17 protein-coding genes and 1 pseudogene are annotated in these 23,128 nt (G+C 71.2%); 10 read left to right on the top strand and 8 right to left on the bottom strand.

From position 1 onward, the window contains the following. Positions 1-71 precede the first annotated feature (71 nt). Genes OV427_RS33415 through OV427_RS33405 form a run of 3 tightly spaced genes read left to right on the top strand, consistent with a single transcriptional unit; the run spans position 72 to position 4,119 of the window. Complete coding sequence (locus OV427_RS33415; protein ID WP_267860267.1) at positions 72-704, top strand: fused MFS/spermidine synthase; 633 nt, start codon at positions 72-74, stop codon at positions 702-704. Continuing rightward, positions 701-2,215, top strand: coding sequence for a fused MFS/spermidine synthase (locus tag OV427_RS33410; RefSeq protein ID WP_267860266.1), 1,515 nt, complete (start codon positions 701-703; stop codon positions 2,213-2,215). Before OV427_RS33415 ends, OV427_RS33410 begins: the two co-directional genes overlap by 4 nt. Further along, a complete protein-coding gene (locus OV427_RS33405; protein ID WP_267860265.1) occupies positions 2,206-4,119 on the top strand; it encodes a sulfatase in 1,914 nt (637 codons plus the stop codon). The genes OV427_RS33410 and OV427_RS33405 overlap by 10 nt, the downstream gene beginning before the upstream one ends. Before the next feature lie 52 nt (positions 4,120-4,171). Here the strand turns inward: OV427_RS33405 and OV427_RS33400 are convergent, their stop codons facing one another. From OV427_RS33400 to OV427_RS33375, 6 genes and pseudogenes are all read right to left on the bottom strand, one after another. Beyond that, positions 4,172-5,575, bottom strand: a complete 1,404-nt coding sequence (locus tag OV427_RS33400; protein ID WP_267860264.1) for a sigma-54-dependent transcriptional regulator — start codon at positions 5,573-5,575, stop codon at positions 4,172-4,174. Between the two features lie 26 nt (positions 5,576-5,601). Further along, a complete protein-coding gene (locus OV427_RS33395) occupies positions 5,602-7,170 on the bottom strand; it encodes a two-component system sensor histidine kinase NtrB (RefSeq protein WP_267860263.1) in 1,569 nt (522 codons plus the stop codon). Positions 7,171-7,195: 25 nt separating this feature from the next. Continuing rightward, positions 7,196-8,452, bottom strand: coding sequence for a type II secretion system F family protein (locus OV427_RS33390; protein WP_267860262.1), 1,257 nt, complete (start codon positions 8,450-8,452; stop codon positions 7,196-7,198). Positions 8,453-8,509: 57 nt separating this feature from the next. Continuing rightward, positions 8,510-9,622, bottom strand: a complete 1,113-nt coding sequence (locus OV427_RS33385) for a type IV pilus twitching motility protein PilT (protein WP_267860261.1) — start codon at positions 9,620-9,622, stop codon at positions 8,510-8,512. Between the two features lie 39 nt (positions 9,623-9,661). Then, a pseudogene (pilB, locus tag OV427_RS33380) lies at positions 9,662-11,361 on the bottom strand (type IV-A pilus assembly ATPase PilB). A gap of 209 nt (positions 11,362-11,570) precedes the next feature. Next, a complete protein-coding gene (locus tag OV427_RS33375; protein ID WP_267860260.1) occupies positions 11,571-12,497 on the bottom strand; it encodes a bifunctional riboflavin kinase/FAD synthetase in 927 nt (308 codons plus the stop codon). Positions 12,498-12,589: 92 nt separating this feature from the next. Here OV427_RS33375 and trmB point away from each other — a divergent pair, with 92 nt between their 5' ends. From trmB to OV427_RS33345, 6 genes are all read left to right on the top strand, one after another. Next, a complete protein-coding gene (trmB, locus tag OV427_RS33370; RefSeq protein WP_267860259.1) occupies positions 12,590-13,210 on the top strand; it encodes a tRNA (guanine(46)-N(7))-methyltransferase TrmB in 621 nt (206 codons plus the stop codon). A 108-nt stretch (positions 13,211-13,318) separates the two neighbouring features. Next, positions 13,319-14,362, top strand: a complete 1,044-nt coding sequence (locus OV427_RS33365) for a diguanylate cyclase (RefSeq protein ID WP_267860258.1) — start codon at positions 13,319-13,321, stop codon at positions 14,360-14,362. 56 nt (positions 14,363-14,418) lie between these two features. Next, positions 14,419-14,835 (top strand): hypothetical protein, encoded by a 417-nt coding sequence (locus OV427_RS33360; RefSeq protein WP_267860257.1) that lies wholly within the window; start codon positions 14,419-14,421, stop codon positions 14,833-14,835. A gap of 409 nt (positions 14,836-15,244) precedes the next feature. Next, positions 15,245-16,114, top strand: a complete 870-nt coding sequence (locus tag OV427_RS33355) for a hypothetical protein (protein WP_267860256.1) — start codon at positions 15,245-15,247, stop codon at positions 16,112-16,114. 48 nt (positions 16,115-16,162) lie between these two features. After that, positions 16,163-16,594 carry a cupredoxin domain-containing protein gene (locus OV427_RS33350; RefSeq protein WP_267860255.1) on the top strand — a complete coding sequence of 144 codons (432 nt, stop codon included), beginning with the start codon at positions 16,163-16,165 and terminating at the stop codon, positions 16,592-16,594. A gap of 57 nt (positions 16,595-16,651) precedes the next feature. Next, positions 16,652-19,612 carry a helicase C-terminal domain-containing protein gene (locus OV427_RS33345; RefSeq protein WP_267860254.1) on the top strand — a complete coding sequence of 987 codons (2,961 nt, stop codon included), beginning with the start codon at positions 16,652-16,654 and terminating at the stop codon, positions 19,610-19,612. Between the two features lie 35 nt (positions 19,613-19,647). Here OV427_RS33345 and OV427_RS33340 read toward each other — a convergent pair whose 3' ends face one another. Continuing rightward, entirely contained in the window at positions 19,648-20,385 is a 738-nt protein-coding gene (locus tag OV427_RS33340) for a signal protein (protein WP_267860253.1), read from the bottom strand. Further along, complete coding sequence (locus tag OV427_RS33335) at positions 20,382-21,131, bottom strand: HEAT repeat domain-containing protein (protein ID WP_267860252.1); 750 nt, start codon at positions 21,129-21,131, stop codon at positions 20,382-20,384. Before OV427_RS33335 ends, OV427_RS33340 begins: the two co-directional genes overlap by 4 nt. 174 nt (positions 21,132-21,305) lie before the next feature. Here OV427_RS33335 and OV427_RS33330 point away from each other — a divergent pair, with 174 nt between their 5' ends. After that, the gene (locus OV427_RS33330; RefSeq protein ID WP_267860251.1) at positions 21,306-23,084 is read left to right on the top strand and encodes a S53 family peptidase; all 1,779 of its coding nucleotides are present in this window, start codon (positions 21,306-21,308) and stop codon (positions 23,082-23,084) included. Positions 23,085-23,128: the final 44 nt, after the last annotated feature.

The following is a 23,128-nucleotide window of genomic DNA, read 5'->3' as shown; positions in this document are numbered from 1 at the left end:
GCAGGGAGAGAGGACGTAGGATGCGGGCCACCTTGTCCGCACCCGAGCCGCTCGTCCCAGAATCCCCCGCCATGGACCCTCTCGCCGAGCCACGGTCCGCGGCCGGCGTGCTCCCACTCCGGTGGGTGGCGCCGGTCTTCTTCGCCTCCGGCTTCTCCGCGCTGCTCTACCAGACGGTGTGGCAGCGGGCGCTCTTCACGCACTACGGAACCAACGTCGAGTCGGTCACCGTCATCGTCACCGCATTCATGGTGGGACTCGGCGCGGGGAGCCTGCTGGGGGGCGTGTACTCGCGAGACCCGCGGCGCCCGGCGCTCCTGGCCTTCTGCCTCGTCGAGGCCGCCATCGGGCTCTTCGGGCTGGTGTCCCTGTCCCTCATCGAGAAGGTGGGGGCGCTCACGCTGGGCATGGGCACCCTGGGGACGGGGGGGGTGTCGCTCCTGCTCGTGCTGGTGCCCACGACGCTGATGGGCGCGACGCTGCCGGTGCTGGTGGCGTTCGCGGTGCGGCTCTGGGGCAACGTGGGGCGGTCGGTGGGGGCGCTCTACTTCGTCAACACGCTGGGCTCGGCCGCGGCCTCCTTCGCCGCGACCTTCTTCGTCATGAGCCACCTGGGCCAGGCGGGCACGGTGCAACTCGCCGCGGGGCTCAACCTGGGCGTGGCCCTGCTCGTCTCGCTCCTCCTGCGGCGGGGGCGGGCATGAAACTGTTCGTCGCCCTGGCGGTGGCCGCCTTCTCCGGGTTCGTCTCGCTCTCCTACGAGCTGCTCTGGTTCCGCGTCTACGGCGTGGCCAACGGAGCGCTGGCCTCGAGCTTCCCGCTCCTTCTGGGGACGTACCTGCTGGGGCTCGCGCTGGGCTCCCTGTGGAGCCAGGTGCTCTGCCGCGACACGGGCCCCACCGGCACCCGCCCGCTGCGACTGGTGACGGCCTTCTTCGTCTTCGCCAACGGGGTGGCCTACCTGTCCATCCCCGGGTTCGCGGCCGCGTGCACCTTCTCCGAGGGCTCGCCCGCGCCGTGGATGGGGCTGCTCACCGTCTTCCTCGGCGCGCTCTTCCCCCTGGTGGCGCACTTCGGCGTCCCCGCGGACACCCGGGCGGGCGCGCGCGTCTCGTACCTCTACGTGGCCAACATCGTGGGCTCGGCGGCCGGCAGCCTCCTGACCGGCTTCTGGCTGATGGACGTGCTCTCCACGGCGGGAATCTCCGCGGTGCTGCTGGGCGGCAGCCTGGTGGGGGCGGCGCTCCTGCTCGCGGGCTGTGGCCTCACACGCCGCCAGCTGGCGGGGGCCCTGGTCGCGGTGGCGGTGGGAGGCGGCGGGCTGCTCGCGGCGGGGCCGGTCCTCTTCGACCGGCTCTACGAGCGGGTGCAGTTCCATGCGAAGACGGAGCCGGGCTTCCGCTTCACGCACGTGGTGGAGAACCGCAGCGGCGTCATCACCGTGGCCCCCGACGGCACCATCTACGGTGGGGGCACCTACGACGGCGTGTTCAACACCGACCCCCGGGGCACGGACAAGAACCTCATCTTCCGCGCGTACGCGCTCTCCGCGCTCCACCCCGCGCCGCGCCGCGTGCTGATGATTGGCCTGAGCTCCGGCTCCTGGGCGCAGGTGGTCGCGAACCTGCCGGGAGTCGAGGAAGTCACGGTGGTGGAAATCAATCCCGGGTACCGGGACCTGCTGGCGCACTACCCGCAGGTCGCCTCGCTGGCGCACAACCCCAAGGTGCGCATGGAGTTCGACGACGGGCGGCGCTGGCTGACGACCCATCCCGACGCGCGCTTCGACCTCATCGTGTCGAACACCATGGTGCATTGGATCAGCGGCTCCGCGCACGTGCTCTCACGCGAGTTCAACGAGCTGGTGAAGGGCCACCTCGCGCCCGGCGGCGTCTACTTCTTCAACACCACGGCGTCGCACCGGGCCCAGCGCACGGCGACGGACGTGTTCCCCCACTCGGTCGCGGTGGCGCACTTCCTCGCCGTCTCGGACGCACCCATCCAGGTGGACCTGGAGCGGTGGCGCGCGGCGATGCTGCGGATGCGCATCGATGGCGTCCCGGTGTTCGAGACCGGGCGCGAGGATGACGCCCGGGCGCTCGACGCGCTCGAGGCCCGGGTCTCCCGGTCGTTGGAGGCACGTCCCCTGATGTTGCGCCGGACGGACGGCGCGGTGCCGGTGACGGACGACAACATGGGGCATGAATGGGACTGAGGTGGCGCGGCGGCGGCGCGCCCGCGCTGGCCGTGCTCGCCGTGCTCCACGCGCTGGCGGGCGGGGCCCTGCTCTGGGGTTACCTGGGCTACGCGGACCTCGCGGGACTGCCCTGGCCGGTGGCGCTCGCGGTGAAGGCAGTCCCCGTCACCCTGGGGCTGCTGCTGGGGCTCAGCGTCCTGCTCGTCGGGCTCGTGGCGCGGCCGCTCCTGCCCGGGTGGGGCGCGCTGGGGGTGTCCGCGGCGCTCTCCTGGGGCGAGCTGTGGCTGCTGCTCCTGGACCGTCCGCTCTTCCATCTCACCCGCCTGCACCTCGACGGCCAGACGCTCCAGGCGCTGCGACAGCCGGACGCGCTCGCGCAGATTGGCCTGCCGCCCACCGCCCGCATGCAGGCGCTGCTGCTCGGAGCGGGGGCCCTGGCGGCGGCCTGTGCCCTCGCGGCCGCCGCCGGGTGGTTGTCCCGCACCGCGCACGCCTCCGCGCTGAGCGCCTGGGCCCGGAGGCTCGCGCTCGTGGCCACGGTGGTGGCGCTCGCCGAGCGCGGGGTCTCCGCCGCCGCGGCGGTGGGGGTGTACACGGAGCGCTCGGACCCGGCGACGCTCTTTCCGCTCGCCAGCTGGGTGACCTTCCAGTTTCCCGCGGACGCGGTGGAGGCCGTGCTCGGGTGGAAGGGAGCCTATGGCCGGGACGCAGCGGTGGACCGGGAGGCGCAGCGCCGCCCCAGCGCCTTCCGCTACCCGGCCCCGGAGCTCGACGCGTGGCGGCCGCCGGAGGGGGCACCCCGCTACAACATCCTCCTGGTGGGCATCGAGAGCCTGCGGCCGGAGCAGGTGGACCCGGAGACCATGCCCCACCTGTCCGCGCTCGCGCGCCGCTCCTGGTGGGCCGAGCAGCACTACTCCTCCTCGAACTGCACCCACCTGGGACTCTTCTCGCTGCTCAGCGGCCTGTCGCCGCGCGCGTGGGGGCCGATGACCGACGCGCGCCGGCCTCCCGTCCCCTACGCCCTGCTCGAGCGCGCGGGCTACCGGGTGACGGCCACCAGCTCGGTCGCGCCCACCTGGTTCGGGCTGGACCGTCACGTGCTGCGGCGGGAGCTCGCGCTCGGGAGGCACTGGGGCTTCCCGAATCAGGACCGCGGCATGGTGGACGAGGCGAAGCAGTTCCTCGTCTCGCGGCCCGAGCCCTTCTTCGCCTTCCTCTTCTTCAACGGCACCCACTTCCCCTACGAGGTGCCCGCGGACGCGGAGGTGTTCCGGCCGAGCGCGGGCGCTGACGTGGCGCTCTCCGACCCGGGGCTCGTCGAGCGGCGGCCCGAGCTCCTCAACCGCTACCGCAACGCCCTCCATCGGGTGGACGCACTGCTGGGGGAGCTGCTCGCCCGGTTGCGCGAGAGCGGGCTGGAGGAGCGCACCATCATCGCGGTGACGGGAGACCACGGGGAGTCGTTCTGGGAGGACGGGCGCTTCAGCCACACCTCGCTCCTGTCCCGGGCCCAGCTCCACGTCCCGCTGGTGCTCTCCATCCCCGGCCAGGCGCCGCGCAGGCTCGAGCAGCTCACGCATCACGTGGACGTGATGCCCACGCTCCTGGACGCGGCGGGCATGTCGCCTCCACCCTCGCAGTACTCGGACGGCGTGTCGCTCCTGCGCGAGCCGGGCAACCCCCGCGCGCTGTCCATGCAGTACGACCGGGAGGAGCCGAGTGAGTACGCCCTCCTCAGCCCTCCGCTCCTGCTGCGCTTCCGCCTCCGCCACGGCAGCGTGCGGTGGGACGGCGGGGAGTGGCTCGACGGGCGGCGGAGCACGCCGGAGGAGCTCCAGCGGGCGATGGAGGCGGGACCGGGCGCGCAGCTCCTGCCGGCGCTACGGGATGCGAACCGCTGGTGGCCGTCGGCCCCGTGAGCCGCGCGCCCCGGGCGCCACGACCCTCTCCCTCGATGTCCGGTGTCCGGGCTCAGGCCTCGGCGGCCCCACCCGGCTCCAGGTCGTCGGTCAGGCCGTGCTTGGCCAGGCGATAGCGGAAGGAACGGAAGGACAGTCCCAGCAGCTCCGCCGCGCGCGTCTTCACCCCGCCGGCCTGCTTCAGCGCGGCGAGCAGGTAGCGCCGCTCGCTGTCGTCCAGGTGGCGCTCCAGGTTGAAGCCCGCGCCCAGCCGCGGCTCACCCGCTTCACCGGAGGGGCTCGTGGCCGGCTCCGCCTCGCCGCGCACCGCCGGGGGCAGCGTGGAGGGGCCCAGCAGGTCCGTGTCGGACAGCGTGGCCGCGCGCTCCACCATGTTCTGGAGCTGCCGCACGTTGCCAGGGAAGGAGTAGCGCTCCAGCAGCACCAGCGTCTCCGGAGCGAAGCGCAGCGCCGGCCGCCCCAGCTCCTCGGCCAGGCGCGACAGGAAGTAGCTCGCCAGCAGGGAGATGTCCCCGGCGCGCTCGCGCAGCGGGGGCAGCTCCAGCGTAATCACGTTGAGGCGGTAGAAGAGGTCCTCGCGGAAGCGCCCCGCCTTCACCTCCGCCTCCAGCCGCCGGTTGGTGGCGGCGATGACGCGGGCCTTGAAGGGCACCTCCGCCGCGCTGCCCACCGGCTTCACCTTCCGCTCCTGGAGCACGCGCAACAGCTTCACCTGCGTGGCCAGCGGCATCTCCCCCACCTCGTCCAGCATGACGGTGCCCTCGCCCGCGGACACCAGCAGCCCCGCGCGCTCGTGCGTGGCCCCGGTGAAGGAGCCCTTCATGTGGCCGAACAGCTCGCTCTCCAGCGTGCCCTCGTTGAGGGCCGCGCAGTTGAACGGGAGGAAGGGCTGCGCGGCCCGGCTGCCCCGCATGTGGATGGCGCGCGCCACCAGTTCCTTGCCGGTGCCGCTCTCGCCCGTCACCAGCACGGTGCTCCGGCTGGGGGCCACCTTCTCCACCAGGGCCCACACCGCCTGCATGCGCGAGCTCTGCCCCACCGCCACGCCGAGGCCGGGCAACAGCCGCGCCCGGAGGCCGCTGTTCTCCTGGCGCAGCAGGCGCTTCTCCAGCGCCTTCTGCACGAGCAGCCGCAGCTCCTCGTTGTCGAAGGGCTTGCAGATGTAGTCGTACGCGCCCTCGCGCATGGCCTCCACCGCGGCGGCCGGCGAGCCATAGGCGGTGATGAGCACCACCTCGGGGGGCTCGGAGCGCGCCCGGGCGGCGCGCAGCACGTCCAGGCCGCTGCCGGTGCCCAGCTTCATGTCACAGATGACGAGGTCCACCCCGTCCAGCGACTCGCACGCGGGCTTCACGCCGGGCACGCTCGTCACCGCGTAGCCGTCGCGGTGGAGCAGCAGCTCCAGGTACTCGCGCATGGACAGTTCGTCGTCCACCACCAGGACGTGCCCACGCACGCCGCCCTCCACTGCATGCGGAATCGTCACAGCGGCAATTCCACCACGAACTCCGTCCCCTCGTCCCGGCTGGAGCGCACGCGGATGGCGCCGCCGTGCGCCCGGACGATGGAGTGCGCGGTGGACAGGCCCAGGCCCGTGCCCCCGTCCCGGGTGGTGAAGAACGGCTCGAACAGGTGCCCCATCATCTCCTCCGTGATGCTTCCCCCCGAGTCCCAGACGCGAATGCGCGCCTCCTGCTCGGTCCGCGCCAGCGCCACCTTCACCTCACCCCGGGGGCCCGCGGCCTGGAAGCCGTTGCGCACCAGGTTGATGAGCACCTGACGAAGCTGGTCAGGGTCCACCGGCAGCGTCAGCGGCTCCGGCGCGGCCACCTCCATCCGCACGTCCCGCGCCAGCGGGTCCACCCGCAACATGTCCACCGTCTCCACCAGGAGCGCGTCCAGGGCCACCGGGCGGCGCACCGGCTCCGGAGGGCGGGCGAAGCGCAGGAACTCCTCCACCAGCCGCGCCAGCCGGTCCGACTCGCGCAGCAGGATGGCGGTCAGCTTGTGCCCCATCTCGTCCCGCGCGTCCTGCGCCAGCAGCTGCGCGGAGCCTCGCATGGCCGCCAGGGGGTTTCGCAGCTCGTGCGCCAGCTGCGCGGACAGTGCCCCCAGGCTCGCCAGCCGGTCCGCGCGATTGAGGTCCTCCTCCATGCGCCGCAGCCGGGTGAGGTCCTGGAACACCATGAGCAGCGCCCCCTGCTCGCCCTCCAGCGGCGTCACCGACAGGCCGAGGATGCGCCGGCCACTGCCCGTCCCCACGACGAGCTCGCTGCGGGGCGAGCGGGGCGCCAGCCCGGACACGCCGGGCATCAGCGTCTCCAGCTCCATGCCCACGCTGCCCGTCTCCTCCACCTGGAGGATGGCGCAGCCCGCGGGGTTGACGTACGTGACGCGCCCCCGGGCGTCGCACGTCACCAGCCCCGAGGGCATGGAGGAGACAATCTGCCGCTGCAGCCTCCCCAGCCGCCGCAGGTCGGCCTCGCGGGCGGACAGGGCCCCGCCGGTGGCGGAGAGCTGGCGCGACAGGTAGCCGGCCAGCACGGCGATGAGCGCGAGCGCCAGCAGGTTGCTGCCCAGCACGAACAGCCCCCGGCTCGACAGGAGCGGGGCCACGGGCGTGCCGTCCGCGAACAACGGCGCCATCACCAGGCCGGAGAAGCACAGCGCGGACGCCGCGGCCACCCAGAGCGCGCCGCGCCAGTCGAGCACCACCGCCGCGCCGATGACGGCCAGGCTGTAGAGGAAGGTGAGGGGCGAGTCCGCGCCGCCGCTGAGGTACACCAGCCCGGTGGCGATGACGATGTCACCCACCACCTGCACCCAGGCGTCCAGCTTCCCCGCCCGCCCCCACCGCAGCCGCAGGCCCACCACCACCGTGGACACGTACGCGGCGATGATGACCGCGAGCGACAGCGTGTCCGTGCGGCTGGGCTCCTGGTAGGGCTGCAAGAGCAGGCGCGCCACCGTGATGACGAGCGAGAGGCTCGCCGCCACGGTGCGGAACAGCACCAGCCATACCAGGCGCGAGCGGACACCTGCCGCGTCCACTCCGCGCGCGCCTGGAGCCGGAGAACTACTTGATGGCACCGGCAATGGAGAAGATGGGCAGGTACATGGCGATGAGGAAGCCACCGACCACGCCGCCGAGGAACACCATCATGATGGGCTCAATCATGGAGGTGAGCGCACTGATGGCGGAGTCCACCTCGTCGTCGTAGAAGTCGGCGATCTTGTTGAGCATGGTGTCCATGGCGCCGGTGGCCTCACCGACGCCAATCATCTGCACCACCATGGAGGGGAACACCTTGGTGTCCGCCAGCGGGCCCGCGATGTTCTTGCCCTCGGAGATCTTGCCGCGCACGTAGAAGATGGCCGCTTCCACGGTGCGGTTGCCGGCCGTCTTCGCCGTCACGTCCAGGGCGTCGAGGATGGGCACGCCCGAGGAGAGCATGGTGCCCAGCGTGCGGGTGAAGCGCGCCACCGCGACCTTGCGGAGCACCGGCCCGAACAGCGGCATCTTCAGGAACACCTTGTCCCAGAACACGCGCCCCCGGGGCTGCCGGTAGCTCCAGGTGAAGGAGACCACCACCGCGGTGATGGAGCCGGCGACGTGGAGCCAATACGTCTGGGCCCATTCGGACATGTCCACCACGAACTGGGTGGGCCCCGGCAGCTCCGAGCCGAAGTCGGCGAACATCTTCGCGAACGTGGGCGTCACCTTGATGAGCAGCAGTGACACCACGCCGAGGGCCACCACCAAGACGATGGCCGGGTAGGTCATCGCGCCCTTGACCTTGGCCTTGAGCTTCTCGTTCTTCTCTCGGTAGGACGCGAGCCGGTTGAGGATGGAGTCGAGGATACCGCCCACCTCACCCGCGGCGCACAGCTGGGTGTAGAGCTCGTCGAAGACCTTGGGGTGGTCCTTCAGGGCGTCAGCGAAGGTGCTGCCCTGCTCCACCTTGGCCTTGATGGCGAACAACACCTTCTTGAAGGCGGGGTTGTCCATCTGGCTGGCCAGGATGTCGAGGCACTGCACCAGCGGAAGGCCGGCGTCGATCATCGTGGCGAACTGCCGGGTGAAGATGAGGATGTCCTTGCCCGTCACCCCACCGATGCCAGGCAGGACGATGTCGCCGTCCAGGGCGCTCTTCTTGCGCACCTTGGTCGGGTTGAGGCCCAGGGACTTGAGGCGCGCGTTGACGGCCTCGGTGTCCAAGGCCTCCATCTCGCCCTTCTTGGTCTCTCCGCCCTTGGTCTTCGCCTCCCAGAGGAACTGGGACGTGTTCTTCTTGGGGGTGACTGCCTTCTGTTGCACTGCTGGTGCTGCCATGAGCTGGACCTCCGCGGACGCCGCGCGAGTCTAACCGCTGATTCCAAATTCCAGGAACTAACGACCGCCCGCTCCCCCGGCTGGCCGCTGCCCCGGGAGGCCCTGGCCACCGGTGGCGAGGATGTTGCGCAGCTCCTCCGGGTCGCTGGAACGGCCGAAGGCCTCGTCCTGGGAGATGAGCCGGCGGATGAGGAGCGCCGCCAGGGCCTGGTTGAAGGTCTGCATGCCGTACTTGGCCTGGCCGACCTGCATGGAGGAGTAGATCTGATGGACCTTGTCCTCGCGGATGAGGTTCCGGATGGCGGGGTTGGGCACCATCACCTCCAGGGCGAGGATGCGGCCCGGGCCGCCCGCCTTGGACACCAGCGCCTGGCTCATCACGCCCTCGAGCACGAAGGACAGCTGCGCGCGCACCTGCGGCTGCTGGTACGGGGGGAACACGTCCAGCACGCGGTTGATGGTCTGCACCGCGCTGTTGGTGTGCAGCGTGGCGTAGCAGATGTGGCCCGTCTCGGCGATGGTGAGCGCCGCCTCAATCGTCTCCAGATCCCGGAGCTCGCCGACGAGCACGATGTCCGGGTCCTGGCGGAGGATGTACTTGAGGGCCGTCTTGAAGTTCCGCGTGTCCGCGCCGACTTCTCGCTGGTTGACGAGGCAGTTCTTGTGCGGGTGCAGATACTCGATGGGGTCCTCGATGGTCATGATGTGCTCATGACGCTCGGTGTTGATCTTGTCGATCATCGAGGCCAGCGTGGTGGACTTGCCCGAGCCCGTGGGGCCCGTCACCAGGATGAGGCCGCGGGGCTTCTTCACCAGCTCCGCGACCACCGGGGGCAGGCCCAGCTCCTGGAAGGTCAAAATCTTGAAGGGAATGGTGCGGAAGGCCCCGGCCACCGCGCCACGCTGCATGAAGATGTTGGCGCGGAAGCGCGACAGCCCCTTCACGCCGAAGGACAGGTCCAGCTCGTTGTCCTCCTCGAACTTGTGCTTCTGGGCGTCCGTGAGGATGGAGTAGCAGAGCTGCTTGGTCTCCACGGGGGTCAGCGGCGCCGTCTTCAAGGGCACGAGCTCGCCGTCCACGCGGAGCTGGGGCGGTGAGCCAGTGGTGATGTGGAGGTCGGAAGCGCCCTTCTCGACCATCGCCTTGAGGAGCTGGTGCAGGTTGGCCACGGGGGGATGTCCTTCGGTGAGGCGTGGGGGAGGGAGTGACTAGAAGCGGTCCGGGGCGGTGTTGCCGACGACCTCTTCGAGGGTGGTGGCGCCGTCCATCATCTTGCGCAGGCCCGACATGCGCAGGCTGCTCATGCCCAGGCGGATGGCCTCCTGCTTGAGCTCGGCGGCGGAGCCACCGTTGATGACCAGCTCCTTGAGGCCGTCCCAGAAGGGCATGACCTCGTAGATGGCCACGCGGCCACGGTAGCCGCGGTCATTGCAGTCGCGGCAGCCGACCTTCTCGTACATGGTGAAGGTGCCAATCTTGTCCGGCGGGACACCGGCGTCGATGAGGGCCTGCTCGTCCACCTTCTCCGCCGGCTGCTTGCAGGCGGGGCACAGGCGGCGCGCCAGACGCTGGGCGAGGATGAGGTTGAGCGAGGCCGTCACGAGGAACGGCTCGATGCCCATGTTGAGCAGACGGCTGACCGTGCCCGGGGCGTCGTTGGTGTGCAGCGTGGAGAGCACGAGGTGGCCGGTGAGCGCCGCCTTGACGCCGATTTCCGCCGTCTCGAAGTCGCGGATCTCACCAATCATGATGATGTCCGGGTCCTGGCGGAGGAAGGAGCGCAGGCCCGCGGCGAAGTTCAGGCCGATGTCCTCGTGCATCTGCACCTGGTTGATGCCGGCGAAGTTGAACTCGACCGGGTCTTCCGCGGTGCAGATGTTGGTGTCGATGCCGTTGAGGCTGGCCAGCGCCGAGTAGAGCGTCGTCGTCTTGCCGGAGCCCGTGGGGCCCGTCACCAGCACCATGCCGTAGGGCCGGTCGATGGCCTCCTTGAACCAGGCCAGCGGCTGCGCGTCGAACCCCAGCTTGGTCATGTCCAGCTGGAGGTTGCTCTTGTCGAGCAGACGCATGACGACCTTCTCGCCGAAGAGCGTGGGACACACGCTCACGCGGAAGTCCATCTCCTTGCCGCCGCCAATCTTGATCTTGATGCGGCCGTCCTGCGGCAGGCGCCGCTCGGAGATGTCCAGCGAGGCCATGATCTTCAAACGCGACGTAATCGCGTTGCGAAGCTTCATGGGCGGACGCATGACCTCGTACATCACCCGTCGATGCGGAAGCGGACCCGGAAGTCCTTCTCGTACGGCTCGATGTGGATATCGGACGCGCGCTTCTTGATGGCGTCCATGAGGATGAGATTCACCAGCTTGACCACCGGCGCGTCGTCCGCGGCCTTGGTCATCTCATCGAGGTTCTCCGCCTCCTCCTTCACGGTCTCGATGTCGTCGGTGACGTCACCGACGATGTCCTCGAGGGAGGGGCCCTTCTCCGCGTAGTAGCGTTCAATCGCCTCGCGGATGGAGACCTCGGAGGCGACCACCGTCTCGATGTTGTAGCCGGTGAGGAACTTCAGGTCGTCCACCGCGAAGATGTTGGACGGGTCGCACATGGCGGCGATGAGCGAGGGACCCGCGCGGTTGACGGGAATCACCAGGTGCTTCTCGGCCACTTCCTTGGGCACGAGCTTGATGATTTCCGGATCAATGTCGAAGTCCTTCAGGTTGATGGCCGGCACGCCGTACTGCTTGGAGAGGAAGTCGGTGAGCTTCGACTCCTCGATGGCCCCCGTCTTGATGAGGGCGGTGCCGATGCGCGTGCCATTCTTCTGCTGCTCTTCCTGGGCCTTGCGCAGCTGCTGGATGGAGATGAGGTTCTCGCGAACCAGCAGTTCACCGAGTCGACCGGACATTCGTTGAAGCCTCTTCCTTGAGGAAAAGAAGGACGAGACGGGCTTGAGGGCCCGCCCCGAACTCAGGAGACAGGGGGAGATGCCAGGGGCCACGAGGGCCTCTGGCACGGTTCCTGATACGAATTAGAGGGGAGGCGCGCGCTCGCGTCAAGGCGGGCACGCCTGCTCCCTTGGCAGGTCAACCCGTTGAAGAGACACGGGAAAAACGCTCAGTCACCCACACCGGCGATGACGGTGCGCGCGGCCTCCACGTCCCGCTTTATCTGCCCGACGAGCTCCGCCACCGAGCCGAAGCGCTGCTCGGGGCGCAGCCGCTCCAGGAACTGCACCCGGAGCTCCTTGCCATAGAGGTCGCCGGAGAAGTCCAGCAGGTGCGCTTCGATGGTGACCTCGGTGCCGCCGAAGGTGGGCTTCACACCGATGTTGGCGGCACCCGCGTGCCATGTGCCCCCCGACTCGCCGGGCAGGTGCACCCGGATGGCATAGACGCCGGGCGCCGGGCGCAGCTCGTTCTGCGTGTCCACGTTCGCGGTGGGAAAGCCGATGCCCCTGCCCCGCCCCGCGCCGGCCACCACCGTGCCGTCCAGGTCGAAGGGGCGCCCGAGCAGCCGCCGCGCGGCGGACACGCGGCCCTCGAGGATGTACTCGCGCACGCGCGAGGACGAGGCCACCACGCCGTCCACGGTGACGGGCGCCACCACGTGCACCTTCGCGCCGCGCCGGGCGGCCGCCTCGCGCAGGCTGGCCACCGTGCCGCCGCGGGCCGCGCCATAGGTGAAGTCGCTGCCCACCACCACGTGCGCCACGCCGAGCGCGTCGAAGAGGGCGGCCTCGAAGTCGGACGGGGGCGTGCGCGCGTAGTCGCGGGTGAAGGGCTGCACCACCGCGGCGGACAGGCCACACCCGGCGAACAGCTCCAGCTTGCGGGGCAGCAGCGTAATCAGCTTCGGCGCCAGGTCCGGCTGGAGCACCTTGCCCGGGTGGGGGTGGAAGGTGAAGGCGGCGGCGGCGGCGTGGCGGCCGGCCTCGGAGAAGAGGGCCTGGTGGCCCACGTGGACGCCGTCGAAGTTGCCCAGCGCGAGCGCCTGGCCGGCCAGTGCCCGGCCCGCCTCGGCCACCGAGTGGAAGACCTTCATGCCCTTCCGTATACCGCAGGCCCGCGGGCAAAGGCCCCAAGCGTTTTTCCCTGGCCAGACCCGGCACCGCCGTGGTTGGAGGCGGCCCTCCCATGGCCCGTCCCCGTCTGCTACCCGAGCCCGTCGGGCTCAAGTTCGTCACCCTGGAAACGCCCCCGGACTGGGACGCGGAGTTCGGCTTCGCCGGCCCGCTCGAGCTGGAGATCGGCTCCGGCGCCGGGGGCCACGCCCTGGAGTACTGCCGGCGCAACCCCGGGGTGCGCTTCGTCGCCTTCGAGTGGCGCAAGAAGTACGCGCGCGACACCCAGGCCCGCGCGGACAAGGCCGGCCTGAAGAACCTGCGCGTCATCGAGGCCGACGCCACCTTCGTCGTGCCCCGCATCTTCGCCGAAGGCTCGCTGGCCGCCATCCACCTCCAGTTCCCCGACCCCTGGTGGAAGCGCGCCCACGCCAAGCGCGCCGTGATTCAGCCCGCCTTCGCCCAGGTGCTGTACGCGAAGCTCGCACCGGGCGGCCTCTTCGACATGCGCACGGACGTGAAGGACAGGGGCGAGTCCATGCTCTCCATCCTGGAATCCGTGGGTTTCCAGAACCCCCTGGGTTCAGGAGTCTTCCATCCTCATGATCCGGAGGAGGTGCCATCCACGCGGGAGCGGCGCTACCTGGTAAGCGGGGAGCCCGTGTACCGGGGCCGGCTGCGCAAGCCCGCCTGACACTCGTGAAGACGGGCACTTGCCCCGCCTCTTGGCTTCCTCACCTCGACAGGTGAGAATTGCGATGATTCCCGCGACGCGGGAGGATTGCACCGGGGGCGAAACACGATGGCGGACGGCGAACGGAAGAGGACGCTGGAGGTCGCGCGTCGTGCGTCGCCTGGGGGCGAGCTCAGCGGCCGCACGGTGCTCATCGTGGATGACGACCCGGCGCATGTGCGGCACGTGCGCGAGGGGCTGACGCCCCAGGGCTACCTCTTCACGGAAGCGAATGACGGGACGCAGGCGCTGTCCGCCATCCGGCAGGCGCGGCCGGACCTCATCCTGATGGATGTGGAGATGCCGGGGCTGGGCGGGGTGGAGGTGTGCCGCATCATCAAGGCGAACTCGGGGGAGGACGGCTTCGGCTTCATCCCGGTGATTCTGATGACGGCGCGGCAGGCGGCGGGGAAGGTGGAGGGGCTGGAGCTGGGGGCGGACGACTACCTGGTGAAGCCGTTCGACATGCTGGAGCTGTCGGCGCGGGTGAAGTCCATGCTGCGGCTGAAGGTGCTGCAGGACGCGCTGGTGGAGAAGAACCGGGAGCTGGACAAGGCCAACAAGGAGCTGGCGCGACGGCGCGAGGAGCTGCTGGCGCTCAGCCGCACGGACGCGCTCACCGGACTGTTCAATCGGCGCTACTTCGAGGAGCGGCTGCACGAGGAGTTCGCCCGCTCGCGGCGCTACGGCTCGCCGCTGTCGCTGGTGATGCTGGACATCGACCACTTCAAGCGCATCAACGACACCTTCGGGCACCCCTTCGGGGACCAGGTGCTCAAGGCGGTGGCGCAGACGGCGCGCGCGCGGCTGCGGGAGGTGGACCTGCTGGCGCGCTATGGCGGCGAGGAGCTCATCGCCCTGCTGCCGGAGACGGGGCCGGTGGACGCGATGAAGGTGTGCGAGCGCGTGCGCGAGGCGATTGCGTCGCTGGGGCTGGAGCCCCCGGGCGCGGACGCGAAGGCGGAGCTGGTGCGGCTGACGGCGTCGCTGGGCGTGGCCACGGTGCCCTCGGCCGACCTGGCGAGCGCGGAGTCCCTGCTGATGGCGGCGGACACCAGCCTCTACGTGGCCAAGGGAGCGGGCCGCAACCGCGTCCACCAGCACGCGGCGTGACAGGAATGAAGCTCGGGCTTTCCCCCGGAGGCGCTTTGACCTAAATCCCTGTTTCCATGCGCCTGACCGTGACGATGCCCTGGCTGGTGGCCCTGGTCCTGCTCGGCCTGGGCGTGGGCGGCTGCAATCGCCAGGACACCCCGCAGGGCGCCTACCGGGCCTTCCACGAGGGTGTGCGCAAGGGCGATGAGCGCGCGGCCTGGGCGGTACTCTCCAAGAGTACCCAGGACGCGCTCACAGAGCGGGCCCGGGTGGTGGGAGAGGCGTCCGCGGGCTCCGAGAAGCCGGAGCCCCAGGACCTCTTCTTCGCGAATGTGCCTCCCCCTCCGGATGTTACGGAGGTCTCGCTGGTCCGGGAGGAGGGCGACACGGCAACCGTGCTCGTGCGCTCGCCCGGCAGCAACCACGAGGTCCGGATGGTACGGGAGCCATCCGGATGGAAGGTGGACCTATCAGCCTCCCTCCAGCCGTGAAGCCGGGCATGCCCGGAAAACTCGCATCAGGTAACGTACGACTGTGAACGACAGGAAGACACGGCGGGTGGTACCCGCGGTTGAAGTCATTCGGCGCCCGGCCTCGACGCCTGGCAGCGCACCGGTGACTCCGACCCCCACGGCATCCCCCACCCCGGCGCCCACGCCGCGCCCCACCCCTACGCCCCGGCCTCCCGCCGCGGCGCCCACACCCCGGCCCGCTGTCGCGGCGCCCACGCCCACGCCCGCCCCCCGGCCCGCTGGGACGACTCCGGCTCCCCTGCCGACCCCCACGCCCCGGCCGACCGCCGGCGTGGCTCCGGCTCCCGGGCCCACGCCCACGCCGGGCGCCACGCCCACGCCCACGCCCCGGCCGGCCGGCATTGCGCCGGGAGCGGGCGCGCGCCCCATGGGTCCGCGTCCCGGCGGCCCCGGCGGTCCGCCCAGGTCGGGTGGCTTCGGAGGGCGCCCGGGCGGGTTCCGTCCCTCCACGCCGCGCCCGCCCCCCACGCCGGAGCAGATCCAGGCGCTGGCGGTGCGCGAGCACGTCCCGGCGCGCATCGCCAAGGGCGAGCTGGAAGGGAAGATGAAGTGCCGCATCTGGCGCAAGCTGCACGCCGAGGAGGCGAAGCGCTTCGACCAGGTCTACGAGCTGATGGGCCAGACGCCCAGCCTGTCCCTGGGTGACGCCTTCGGCGTGCTCCAGAGCGGCATGACGGTGGCGGAGTTCATGGCGCGCAAGGAGCGCACCCAGCGCAAGGCCGCCATCAAGCAGGCCCGCGGCGAGGTGGAGAACGCCATCGTCGCCGAGTTCCTCGCCAACCTCATCAGCGCGAAGGCGGAGGTCTCCGTGGTGCTGGCGGAGCGCTCCCTGCTGGACACGCTGCTGGTGGAGGAGCCCATCTCCTTCACGCTGGAGCGCACCGGGCGGCTGGAGAAGCTGCAGGTGGTGCTGCTGGCCCGCCGCGCGGACTGGGAGCGGCTGCTGCCCGGACTGGAGCGCGACGCGAAGCTGACGCAGAAGCCCGCGGCCGTGGCGCGCCAGCCGGACAAGCGCCCGTACTCGGACCCGCGCGCGTTCCTGGACCACCTGGGCCAGACGGTGAAGCTGGTGCTGCGCAACGGAATCACGTTGCAGCTGCCGCTGATGCACGTGGGCCGCTTCGACCTGCTGCTCGGCGAGACGGGGCACGAGGTGTTCGTGCCGCTGCACGCCCTGCTCCGCTTCGAGCCGCCGCCGGCCGAGAGCGCTCCCGAGGGCGAGGCCGACGAGGCCTGAAGGCCTCCCGGGCACCGACCCCCTTCTACCCTGCTAGCGAGACACGCCATGCGCCCCTTCCTCTCCCGCATCATCAAGCCCTGGCTCGCCCTGGCCGCGACGGCCGCCATGGTGGGCGCCACGCAGCAGGGGTGCTCCAAGGACACGGGCGCCACGAAGGCGGAGGCCACCGCGCCCTCGGCGCCCTCGGCTCCGGAGAAGCGCGAGGGCGGCGTGCGCGTGGTGGAGCTCACCGTCACGGAGAAGGGCTACGAGCCCAGCCCCGTGAATCTCAAGAAGGGCGAGCCGGTGAAGCTGGTGGTGACGCGCAAGACGGACCAGACGTGCGCCACCGAAGTCGTCATGGACGGCTACGACATCAACACCCCGCTGCCGCTGAACCAGCCGGTGGAAATCGCCTTCACCCCGAAGGAGTCCGGCAAGCTCGTGTACGGCTGCGCCATGGGGAAGATGATTTCCGGCGTGTTCATGGTGGACTGAAGCCGCCGGCCGTTTTCTGTCCTCCGCGGCGAGTCGGCCTTACTGTCGGCGCCCTGCATGGGCGGCGCGGCGGAGCTCTTCACCCGGCATGTCTTCCTCGACCTCGAGACCACGGGGCTGGACCCGCGTGTGGACGAGGTCATCGAGCTGGGCTGCATCTTCTTCGAGGGCGGGCGCGAGGTGGACCGCTTCGCGCGCCTGTACGAGGCGTCGCGGCCCCTGCCCCTCACCATCCGCCGGCTGACGGGCCTGACGGACGCGGACCTCACGGGCCGCCCCCGCTTCGGCACCGACGCCGCGGAGCTTCGCGAGAAGCTCACCGGGTGGACGGTGGTGGCGCACAACGCGCCCTTCGAAAAAGGCTTCCTGCCGGACGTGCTGGGCGCCATCCGCGCCCCGGTGCTCGACTCGTGCGAGCTGATGCACTACCTGCACCCGGAGCTGCCCAGCCACTCGCTGGAGTCGCTGTTGCGCTGGGCGGGGCTGGCCCTGCGCCAGCCGCACCGGGCCCTGTCGGACTGCGACGCGGTGCAGTCGGTGCTGGTGCACGCCATGGAGCGCATCATCCGCGACGGCCGCGGCGATGACGTGGCGGACCTGCTGGCCACGCTGGACCCGCGCCCCGGCGCGGAGCTGCGGCTGTCGCAGGTGGACGCGGGCCTCGAGGAGGACGCGCATGGCGCCTTCGACTACGAGGAGTGGCCGCTGGTGGACCTGCTGGCGCGGCTGCGCACGGCGTGCCGGGCGGTGTCCACGCCGCTGAAGCTGGAAGCGCAGGGCTTCCTGCGCGGCCGTCCGGAGCGGCGACGCGCGGGGGGAATGGCGGCCCCGCCCGAGCCGGACGCGGACACGCCGGTGCTGCCGGTGCGCCCGGACGAGGTGGCGGCGGTGCTGGGCGCGGGAGGCGCACTGGAGCGCGTGGGCGAGGGCTTCGTGAGCCGGGCCGCGCAGCTCGACGTGGCGCAGGCGGTGGCGCGCGCGCTGTCGGATGGCGGGCAGGTGGCGGTGGAGGCCGGGACGGGCACGGGAAAGTCGCTGGCGTACCTGGCGCCCTCGGCCCTCTTCGCCGCGCGCAACGGGCGCAAGGTGGGCGTGGCGCCGCACACGAAGACGCTGCAGGACCAGTTGCTGGAGAAGGACCTGCCCCGGCTCCATCGGGCCATGAACGGGGCCTTCGGCTACGCGCTTCTCAAGGGGCAGACGAACTACCTGTGCCGCCGCCGCACGCTGGAGGCCACGCGGGTGGAGCCCGGCATGGGCCACGCCGCGCGCGCGCCCCGGGCGTACCTGCGCGCGTACATGCGTCGCAGCGGCGAAGGGGATTTGGACCGGCTGAGTCACTGGTTCCGAGAGCGCTTCCCGGCCATGTTCGGCCTGGTGCCGGCGGTGCGCTCGGAGGCGGCGACGACGCTGGGCGAGAAGTGCCCGCACTTCCACAAGTGCTTCTACCACTCGGCGGTGGCGCAGGCCCGCGAGGCGGACGTGCTGGTCATCAACCAGTCCCTCGCCTTCGCCTGGCCCGCGCGCTACCCGAAGCTGGAGCACCTGGTGCTGGACGAGGCGCACGAGGTGGAGGACGTGGCCACCACCGCGCTGGCCGTGGAGCTGTCGGACCTGGCCTTCCAGCGCCTCACCGAGCGCCTGCACGGGCGCGATGGACGGAGGGGCCTCTTCGCGGAGCTGCGGCGGGCCCTGGGCGCACGGGTCGAGTCGCGCGCGCTGATGGGTGAGGTGGAGGACGGGCTGCGCCGGCTGCTGGACGAGGCGCGCGGCCTGGGCGCGAGCGTGACGGCGCTGTGCGAGCCGGGCGCCACCGCCGTGGGCGAGGACCCGGACGAGAGCACCTACGCGCCGGAGCTCCGGGTGACGGAGGCGGTGCGCGCCCTGCCCGCCTGGGAGCCGGTGAGCGACGGGCTGGTGGCGGTGCGCGACGCGCTCCAGGCGCTGCACACGCTGCTGGCGGTGCGGGTGCTGGCGGCCCTGCCGGAGCTGGCGGCGCGCAACCCCGCGCTGGAGCGCGAGCTGTCTGGCGCCACCACGGAGCTGGGCGAGTTGGCGGTGCTCTCGGGAGAGCTGTCCGGCGAGCCCGCGCCGGGGCGGTGCTACGCGGCCACGGCCGAGCCGAAGCGGCAACGCTGGAGCGTGGGCGCGCAGCCGGTGGACGTGTCCGCGTACGTGTCGCGCGACTTCGCCGCGAGCAAGCGCGCGCTGGTGCTGGCGTCGGCCACGCTGGGCACCGGGGACGGCGCGCCCTTCGTGCTGCGGCGGCTGGGCCTGGACGGCCGTGGTGAGCAACCCGCGCCTCGCCTGGTGCGCGCGCCCTCGCCCTTCCGGCTGCGGGAGCAGGCGCTGGTGGTGCTCGTCACGGACGCTCCACGCGCGCACGAGGAGGCCTTCGTGGAGTGGGCCGCGCTCCGGATTTCGGGGCTGGCCCAGACGATGGGCGGGCGCGTGCTGGGGCTGTTCGCGTCCACGCGGCGCATGGAGCGCGTGGGCTCGGAGGTGCGCTCGCGGCTGGAGCCGCTCGGGATTGAAGTGATGCGGCAGTCGCGCGGGCACAGCCGCTCGCTGGCGGCGCGGCAGGAGCGCGACACGGGCACGGTGCTGCTGGGCACCAAGAGCTTCTGGCAGGGCGTGGACATCCCCGGCCGTGGCGTGGGCTGCGTCTTCATCGACAAGCTGCCGCTGGAGCCCGCGCTGCGCCCGCTGGTGGCCGCTCGCGAGGAGCCCCTGTCGCGCAACGGCGGCGAGTACCTGGGCTTCCTCCACTACCGGCTGCCGCGCGCGCTGCTGCTCCTGCGCCAGGGCGTGGGCCGGCTCATCCGCTCCACCACGGACCGGGGCGTCGTCATCCTCGCGGACCCGGGCCACCCCAGCTACCGCGCGCACCTGATGAACGCGCTCGACGGCTACCGCGTGGAGGCCCTCCCCTGGGCCCAGGCGCGCCTGCGCATCCACGGGGTGCTCAAGGAGACGGGGCTCACCGTGGAGCTGGACCCCGCGCGCTCCTGGGGCTGACGCGAAGCTCCGCGCTCTTTGAGACAGCGAGCTCGCTACTGCGCCAGCCGCGCGCGGTAGCGGGCCTCCAGCGTGCGCAGCTCCGCCAGGGCCTCCGGAGAAGCGCCAGAGCCCTCCGCGGCGCTCAGCGCCTTCGCCAGCGCGTTGGCGTCCTCCTCGTGCTGCTCGCGCAGCCGCTGCACCATCTTCCGCGTGTCGTCGAAGAGCTCCCGCAGTTCGTCACCGTCGCGCAGGCCGTACTGCGGAGGCCGCAGCTTGCCGTCGTGGACCTCGTTCACCATGCGGCGGATGCGAAGGAGCGGCCCCGCCAACCGGTGCGTCACGACAATCGTGCCCAGCGCCACCACCACCGTGAAGCCCGTCAACAGCCCGCCCAACACCCACCACGTGAGCTGCTGCTGCCGCTCCAGCTCCGCACGCTGGGTGACGATGGCCGAGCGCTCCTCCTCGTACGCCGCATCGATGGAGCGCGCCTTCTCGCGGAAGGTGGCCTCGAAGGCCGGGTCATCCATCCGCGCCAGCAGCTCGTTGGAGAGCGTGGCGCCCGACAGCTCTCGGCTCACCTCCGCCGCGCGCGAGCGCGCCTCCACCGCCGCCGCCGTCTCCCGCATCAGCGTCCGCGCCGCCCGCACCAGGAACACGCCCAGGAGCCCCGACAGCACCAGCGTCACTCCGACCATGTACGCCGTCAGCTTGAGCTGGAAGCCCGTGTCCAGGAGGAAGTTGCGCCAGCGCCGCTTCGGCGTCGCCAGGGGAGCCGTCGTCGTCGTCATGTCTCGCTGCTCCACTCGAAGGTTTCCGCCGCCTCCTCCACTGCTTTCGGCACCAGGGCCTTGAGGAGGTCTCCGGGCTGCGCGCCCGCGGCATTCACTTCCACCTGCCCCATCAACGACAGGTCCGGGTACGACAGGCAGACGATGGCCACCTTCAGCCCACCGCTCTCCGTCGCCTGAATCTCCGGGGTGATGCGGTAACCGTGCACGCCCAGCTTCTTCAGCGCGCCCTTCGCCGCCGCCTTCGACTCCTTCGCCGGCGCCACCAGCCCGCCGCTGCGCACCAGCCGCGAGCGCAGCCGCGCCTCGGTCGCCTTCACCAGGTCCGCCGGCAGCTTCCCCGTGCGGTCCTTCAGCGCGTCCATGGCCACGTAGAAGCGCGGCGGGCGCGACTGGTACTCCTTCAGCGCGGCCACCGCGTCGTCCACCGCGGCCTTCGCCGCCGCGTCCGCCTCGCCCTTGTGCGCCTGGAGGCACGCCAGCGCGGATGGCTCCAGCAACTTCGCCAGGCTCTTCGCCACCGCCGCGCGCACCAGCTCGCTCGCGTCCTTCAGGGCCCCGCACAACAGGGGCACCGCCTCCGGGTCCTCCGTGGCGCCCAGCACCAACGCCGCCTGCGAGCGCGTGCGCGGGTCCTTGCCCTGCTGGAGCTGACGCCCCAGGAACGCAAGACGGGTGTCACCCTGGGCCAGGGCCGCGCTGGGCGCGAGGAGGAGGAAAAGGAGGAGAGTGGGCAGCAGCCGCATGGGGGGAACGCGTCCGCGCACTCTAGCCGCGTCTGCCCGCTGGCGAACAGTTGCACACCCTCCGCGTCGCACCCACCTTCCCTCCGGCAGTCATGCAGAGGGCCCTCCGAGCGGAGGGAGGGATGGGAGGCGGCACGCCGGTGGAGGCGCGCCGCACGGGTGGGGGAGCACATCATGAGAGCAAGCATCCTTGCGGGCCTGCTGGCCCTGACGGCGGTTGGCGCCGTGGGCTGCCGTGACGCGGACCGGCTGGTGTCCGTCGCCAGGCCGAGCGGCACCAATCCCGACGAGCCGGTTCCGCAGCCCGCGCCCACGCCACAGCCGGAACCACCGCCGCCACCTCCTCCTCCCGAGCCGCCGCCACCGCAGCCACCTCCGCCGGACCCGGATGGCCCGCCGCCGGTGGGCGACCTGGACGAGACGCCCGCCCCCACGCCGGACGGCGTGCCCGGGCCCATGCCCGGCGTCTACACGGACCTGGGCCCCGCGCCCAACACCGACCTCATCCGTGGCCTGGTGGCGCTGCCCATCCGCAACCGCACGGAGCTGGAGGCCACCATCAAGGACCTCTACGACCCGAAGAGCGACCGCTTCCGTCACTACCTGACGCCGCAGCAGTGGAACGCCCGACACGCGCCTTGGGAGCAGGACGTGAAGCTGGTGACGGACCACCTGGAGTCGGTGGGTCTGAAGGTGGAGCGCGTCGCCACCAACCGGTTGCTCATCCACTTCAGCGGCACCGTGGCCCAGTTCAACGCGGCCTTCGGCGTCCAGCTCATCATCCTGGAGCGCAAGTCCCCTCAGGGCGGCAATGACCCGCACAACGTCTACGGCCTGCCACCCAACGTGGAAATCAAGGCGCCGCAGTACGTGAAGGACCGCATCACCTCCATCGTCGCCGTGGACCTGCCCACCGAGCCCGGGCCGCTGCCCGGCGAGTTCGGCGAGGTGCCCACCCATCAACCACAGCCCATCACCGACGGCCTCACCCCGCAGCAGGTGGCGAGCGCGTATGGCATGGCGCCCCTGTACCAGCGCGGCTTCCGCGGCAAGGGCGTGAAGCTGGGCGTGGTCATCGGCGCGGGCTTCCGGTGGAAGGACCTGCGCGCCTTCTGGAAGATCTTCGGCGTGCAGCGCGCGGACCCCACCGTGGTGCAGACCATGGAGGCGCCCGGGACGCGCTACCGCGAGGGACAGCTCGACGTGGAGTGGGCCAGCGTCATGGCCCCCGAGGCGGACGTGTTCGTCTACATGGGCCCCGACGCCCGCAACACGTCGATGATCTACACCTTCAACGAGGCCATCGCCCGGGGCGAGGTGTCCGTCATCACCGACTCGTTCGCCCACCGCGAGGACTCGGAGCCGAAGGCGGTGCACGAGCAGTACAGCGCCTCCGCGATGATGGCCGCCGCGCTCGGCGTCACGGTGGTGGCGGCCGGCGGTGACTCGGCCGGCGTGGACGTGCCTTCCTCCAGCCCCTACGTCACCTCCGTGGGCGGCACCCAGCTGAAGATGAATGGGAACACGGTGGCCAGCGAGGTGACCTGGCTCTACTCGGGCTCGGGCATCAGCGCGACGTTCCCCACGCCCTCGTGGCAGCAGGGCCTGCCCAAGCCTCCGAGCCGCCGCGCCGTGGCGGACGTGGCCCTCAACGCGGACACCGGCTACTGGTACACGTGGCTGGGCACCACCAGCCCCAACACGGGCACCTCGTTCGGCTCGCCCATCTTCGCGGGGCTGGTGGCCGTGGTGAACAGCGCGCGCGTGGCGGAGAACAGGCCGGTGGCCGGCTGGCTCAACTCGACGCTCTACACGACGCCCGCCGTCCAGGGCACCTTCCGGGACATCACCGTGGGTGTCTCGGACCGGGGGTATGTGTCCGGCCCCGGCTGGGACATCCCCACCGGGTGGGGCGCCCCCAACGCGCTGGGCCTGTTCAACACCCTGCCGTGAGACGTGGGCCTCCCCTCTGGGGGCGCCCGCTGGAAGACCCACGC

The organism is Pyxidicoccus sp. MSG2 (genome assembly GCF_026626705.1).
In the GTDB taxonomy this organism is placed as follows: domain Bacteria; phylum Myxococcota; class Myxococcia; order Myxococcales; family Myxococcaceae; genus Myxococcus.
The sequence above is the reverse complement of the archived record's forward strand: the minus strand, read 5'-3'. Positions and strand labels throughout refer to the sequence as shown.